6 protein-coding genes are annotated in these 4,689 nt (G+C 65.6%); all 6 read right to left on the reverse strand.

The window, feature by feature from the left end:
• Positions 1–537 (reverse strand): hypothetical protein (locus P2Q66_RS12975; protein ID WP_275728634.1); only part of this gene is annotated, 537 nt, incomplete at its 3' end.
• Positions 534–1,181: a hypothetical protein gene (locus P2Q66_RS12980; RefSeq protein WP_275728635.1), complete on the reverse strand. Its 648-nt coding sequence runs from the start codon at positions 1,179–1,181 to the stop codon at positions 534–536. The genes P2Q66_RS12980 and P2Q66_RS12975, both read right to left, overlap by 4 nt.
• Complete coding sequence (locus P2Q66_RS12985) at positions 1,178–1,558, reverse strand: hypothetical protein (protein ID WP_275728638.1); 381 nt, start codon at positions 1,556–1,558, stop codon at positions 1,178–1,180. Before P2Q66_RS12985 ends, P2Q66_RS12980 begins: the two co-directional genes overlap by 4 nt.
• Positions 1,555–1,746: a hypothetical protein gene (locus P2Q66_RS12990; RefSeq protein WP_275728641.1), complete on the reverse strand. Its 192-nt coding sequence runs from the start codon at positions 1,744–1,746 to the stop codon at positions 1,555–1,557. Before P2Q66_RS12990 ends, P2Q66_RS12985 begins: the two co-directional genes overlap by 4 nt.
• The gene (locus P2Q66_RS12995) at positions 1,743–2,204 is read right to left on the reverse strand and encodes an Asp23/Gls24 family envelope stress response protein (RefSeq protein ID WP_275728643.1); all 462 of its coding nucleotides are present in this window, start codon (positions 2,202–2,204) and stop codon (positions 1,743–1,745) included. The genes P2Q66_RS12990 and P2Q66_RS12995 overlap by 4 nt, the downstream gene beginning before the upstream one ends.
• A gap of 218 nt (positions 2,205–2,422) precedes the next feature.
• Entirely contained in the window at positions 2,423–4,018 is a 1,596-nt protein-coding gene (locus P2Q66_RS13000) for a glycoside hydrolase family 68 protein (protein ID WP_275728645.1), read from the reverse strand.
• Positions 4,019–4,689: the final 671 nt, after the last annotated feature.

The raw sequence follows: 4,689 nt of genomic DNA on the forward strand, positions 1-4,689 counted from the left end.
GCCTACGACGGTTTCGAGGGCAGCCAGCAGCTCGGAGATTTCGGCAGCCAGGAGATGCGGCGCCACCCCCTGGCGCGGCAGGAGCCGTATCTTCAGGGCAGGGGTTCCCTTGACGTCGTAGGTGGTTACGGTGGCTCCGGCAAGGTCCGGACGTCCGGCAAGGGCGTGCTTGAGGGCCTGTTCGGCCACTCCCCCGCCAATCCGCACGTCACCGGGGACCTCACCGGGATCGTACTCGGAGGCCAGCAGGTTGGAGCGGCCTTTTCCCTGCTGGGCGATCCAGGCCACCATGAGCCCGATCAGCAGCAGCAGGACCAGCGCCACGATGATCCACAGCCAGCTTTGGGTCCGGCCCGGGAACCTGGTGGCGTTGAACATCTGGTTGATCCCGTTCCACACGCCCGGGGACCAGGAGTGCCACCACGCCGCGACTGCGGGCACGGTGGCCAGCAGCATCAGCAGGACACCGATCGCCAGGAGCTTCAGGCCCAGGACGGTGAGCAGGATCCGGTTGAGGAGGGTTGGTGTGCTGTTCACGCGCCCACCACTCCTGACGGTGCCACATTGACACGGGCGGCAGGTGACGGATCGAGCGCCATCTGGTCCAGCTCGTCCTCGATGGCGGCAAGGACTGTCCCCTCGTCGACGGGTACGCCGGACGTGGGCCTGACGTTCACCAGGACCTGCCGTTGCGAGACCACCACCATGACCTGTTCGGGGGTGACATTTGCCGCCAGCCTGGCGCGGCGGGCCAGCGACGAGGCTATGACTTCGTCGTCAACCACGACGGCGGGACGGGCGGTGGCGTGGCCTGAGAGAAGGTGCCGGGCCCGCCGTCCGGGAAGTATTCCGTTGAGGAGAAAGACCAGGCCGACCATGGCAATCACTGCCCCGATCGCGCCAAGCAGAAGCGGGGTTATGCCGGCGGGCAACGCGACGATACGTTGCGCCGCCACCTGCGGCTCGATGAGCCAGGCCGGTTGGCCGATGGCGTGTACGGCGGCTTCCAGGAGGCCGTAGGCGGCGATCACCGTGACCAGGACTGCAGCGGCGATCGCAACGGCCGCCCTTGTTGAGTGGGTTTCGCGGTACACCACGCGGCGCATGTCAGGACGCCGTCCGTTGTCACTGCCCTCCGGACTCCGGGACCTGCGGTCCCCGGCCTCCACCCTGCTGCTCACTGGACGCGCCCTCCTTCACTGATCCTGGCGCCGCTGATCCTGATATCCACCCGGCTCAGTTGTGCACCGCTGAGGTCGGTGACAGTTTCCAGGATGCGGGCTTTGGCCCGGACGGTGCGGTCCCAGATGGAGCCGCCAAAAACCTCCACCCGTGCCGGGTCTACGGACACATCCTTTAAAGGCGGAATGCTGATGGGCGTGACGAGGGACAAAGCCAGGAGGCCGTCGTCGTCCGTCCAATCCGCCCGGACATCCTGGGCATCGACGCCCAGGGCATGGGCGGCCGCCGCTTTGGCGAGGCTTGTCAATGCCTGCGTGCTGATCCGGTTGTGGCCGCTGCGCGCCTGCCCCCGCACAGCCGGCGCAGGCGTGCTCATGAGGATGAGCGCCGGCCGGTGATGGCGTCCAGGACGCCGCGCAGGTCCAGCTTCCCCTCGGCGGCGCGGCCCAGGAATGCCCCGATGACCATAAAGAGCAGGGAGATCAGGAATCCCCACAGCCCGAACTGGAGGGACATGAATGCAACGAAGGCCCCCATCGCGATTCCTGCAACAGTGAGATTCACAGCAGCGCCTCCCTGTCGGCAGTGCCCGGTATTGTCGGTTTAACAGGAGGCGGAACGAAGACGTCGGTGACTTCGACGTTCACCTCGATGACCTGCAGTCCCACCAGTTCCTCGACGGCCCGGTATACGGCCGCCCGCACCTGGTTGGCGAGGGCGTGCAGGGGCGTGCCGTAGCTGGCCACCAGGCTGATATCCACAGCTACCTGCGTTTCGCCCACCTCGGCATGGACCCCCGCAGCATGGTCCGTACTGCTGCCTACGGCATCGCGGATGGCCCCCAGCGCGCGGGACCCCGACCCCAGGGAGTAGACACCGGGGACGGCGCGGGCGGCGATTCCGGCAACCTTGGCCACCGCCGTCTCGGAAATCACTGTCCGGCCCAGTCCCGGGACCGGGACGGGAACCGGCACGGCGGCACTGTGACTGCCCTGGCCGGGTTGTGGGTTCTGGTATTCCATCAGGCACTCCCCCTTCTGTTGTTCCAACCCTATCCCCAGCCGGCGCTGATGTGCTGTTATGCCTGTCAGCCCGCCTTTTTGCCGCGCTCCCTGGCCGGCTGCCAGCGCACCTTTAAACAGCCCACATTGAAAGAACCCAGGCGGGGAGGCCCCCAAGGACATCCCCGCCTGAGCGGTGCCGCTGGCTCAGCAGCGGCGGTTACGGCTGGTGCCGCCGTCTATTTGTAGTGTCCTTCGCCGCCGACGCGGACGTTGGTGGGCAGGTAGCCGAACGGCCCAAGGCCGTTCTGGCCGAAGCTGCGGTCCACCTGGGAGACGCCATTACGGAAGTTGATCTTCACCGTGGGCGAGAGCGAGCCGCCCCGGACGCCGTTGACGTTGTCGATGAAGGACTGCACCAGGCCGCCGGGCTGCACGTAGTGCGAGTAGGCCTGGAACTGCCGACCGTTCTGGTTGGGCGTGGGTGCCTCCGGTGATTCGGACGGCAGGTTCAGGTCCGTCGGCGAACCGAGCGCCAGGCCGCTGTTGTTCATCGGCTGGTAGTCGGAACGGACGCCGTCGCCCACGAAGCCGTAGACGCCGTCGGGGCCGCGCATGCCCGCTGCATACGTGAACTGGTGGCTGATGGTGAACAGGTAGTACTTGTTCTTGCCGCCTTCGTTCTGGATGAAGATCTGGGGACGCTCGGTCTGGTCGTTGACGCAGTTCGCCGAAAGGATGGGCGGCAGGAAGGACCACTTGGTGAGGTCCTTGTTGTCCGCCACGGCCAGGCCCACGTTGGCGGTCTGGTAGTAGGCCCCGCTGCTGTTGACCTCATCCACGGACTCGGCATTGGCGTCGCCGGGACGGTACCCAAGGTCTTCAGGCTTGCACTCGTATTCACCGCGGGTTCCGCCGGTGTTGCCTTCGAAGACCATGAAGGTCTTGCCGGGGTGGGCCGGGTCGGCGAATGTGTAGGGGTCGCGGAAGGCGAAGCCCGGGTTCTGTTCCTTGGTCTGGTACATCGTGCCGTCCGGTTCCAGCAGCTTGGTGTGCTGGAAGCCGTCGAACGTCACGCCGTTCTCGTCGGCGTGGATCTTTCCCAGGGCCTTGGCGATGGCAGCATCGGGGGCAATGCCGCCGCCACCTGCGTTCCGCTCGGCCACGTCGTAGAAGGTGGTGGCGGTGTAGAACACGTTGACCTGGTTGCCCTGCATGAGGCGGGTGGAACCGGACCATTCAGTGTTTCCGATGGACGCGCCGTCAGCGAAGACGTGTCCGCCGTAGTTCCACTTATCCTTGGCCGGGTCGGCGTTGGTCTTGCGGAAGAAGTAGCCGATGCGGGCGTTCCAGTGCCGCTGGTCGAAGCCGTAGCCGGCGTGGCGGTCGGCGACCAGGGAGAAGACGACGTCCCAGCCTTTGTAGCTGATCTGGTTCGCGTTTTCGTCCGTCAGGGACCAGGTGTCCCAAACCCAGACGTCGTCATTCATCGCGGGGAAGTCCTCGGGGATCTCCGGCATGGTGACGTCGGGGCTCATGGAGTTTTCGCCGGCAGCCACGGTGGAGTCGCTCTGCGCCATGATCTGCTTGGCATCCGCGCGGGTCCACTTGGAGGTGAAGTCCGACGCCGGGTCGTGGGCCTGCTGGGTGTGTTCCGTGGGGAGGGGGAAGCCAGGGGTGGGCGCGGGCATCTGCTCAACGGCCGGCGGGTCCGCGGGCTCGTTCGCCTGCGCCGATGGCACGGCCAGGAAGGCCGAGGCCGCTACGGCCGTCGCCAGTGCTGCGGCGGCGGGACGCCACCGCAGCGGCCGGCGGGTTTGGGGGTGCTTGTGCATTGTTGCTCTTCTCGCGGAGTTGTAGCTGTTCGTGGAAGACGGGCGGGTGCCCTGTTCCTCACACTCCGGAGTCCTCGATAACCCTGTTGGCGTCATCGAGGACGCCGTTGTATCGAGGGGAGGGACCTGGGTGCGGTCCCAATGCGGGCCCGGCGTCTGGGGAGATCCCGGGCCGCTGTCCACGCTAGGCACGGTGCGGGGCCCGCTCCAAACCGTGTTGCAAGCCCCGGATTCCGCACCTGCCGGGTCTGGTGCAAGCGCTTACGCATTCCAAGGCGCGCGCGTGCCACAACGGTTTTGCAGGAGTCAAATGTTTCAAAGGTCAGTCAAATCTTTTGTGGCTGGTCTGGACCGTGTGGTTCATGCCACGCGGGTTCTGTGGGGCACTTCACAGGAGTATGTCCCATGCAATTCCGGCTAAGGCAGCGAAATACCCCCGCACATGGACATCTCCCCTGGAAATGCCAGGGGGATTTGTCTTTCAAGGGGGGACTAAGCTGCTGGCCGGGGTCAGGGGTCCGGTTGCCAGCACCGGAATGACGCAGCACCAGGCGCCTGCCCCTGCCTCGTTATGGGCAGGCCGCACATGACACACCCGGGATTTACACACGTTTTGTCCTATAACCCTCGTTAGGAAGGTTGCTCATCCGATAAGAGGGGGTGCGTTAAAT

The organism is Arthrobacter sp. Cr_A7 (genome assembly GCF_029222765.1).
Taxonomy (GTDB): domain Bacteria; phylum Actinomycetota; class Actinomycetes; order Actinomycetales; family Micrococcaceae; genus Arthrobacter.